At 48.1% G+C, this 424-nt stretch carries 1 protein-coding gene; it reads left to right on the top strand.

Annotated features, from left to right (window positions below):
• The coding region (locus tag IQR33_RS25020; RefSeq protein ID WP_193844159.1) for an amino acid permease at positions 1-424 on the top strand (424 nt) is incomplete at both ends.

Here is a 424-nt window from a genome sequence, read left to right as displayed (position 1 = left end):
GCTATTCTCATTACTGCTGCTGTGCTTATTGGTCACTTTGACGTTAATAACTTATTCGATATTGCTCCGGCGACGGCTCAGGCAACAGAAATCTTGCCGTTTGGGTGGTATGGCGTATGGGCTGCGTTGCCATTTGCAATGTGGTTGTTTCTTGCGGTTGAAGGTGTGCCTTTAGCGGCAGAGGAGGCAAAAAATCCGGCAAAAGATGTTCCCAAAGGCATCATTGGTGCGATGCTGTTTTTATTGCTAACCGCAACTCTCGTAGTCGTCCTTTTGGCTGGTGCGGTTGGCTCAAAGGTCATAGGCGATAGCGCGGTGCCATTAGTTGACGCCCTAAAGCTTACGGGCAATTCAACGGTAGCAATGGCCGTGAACTTACTTGGATTGGCTGGCCTTATCGCTTCTTTCTTTTCAATCATTTATG

It is taken from the genome of Vibrio sp. OPT46 (assembly GCF_015163535.1).
Classification (GTDB): Bacteria; Pseudomonadota; Gammaproteobacteria; order Enterobacterales; family Vibrionaceae; genus Vibrio; species Vibrio alginolyticus.
The sequence above is the reverse complement of the archived record's forward strand: the minus strand, read 5'-3'. Positions and strand labels throughout refer to the sequence as shown.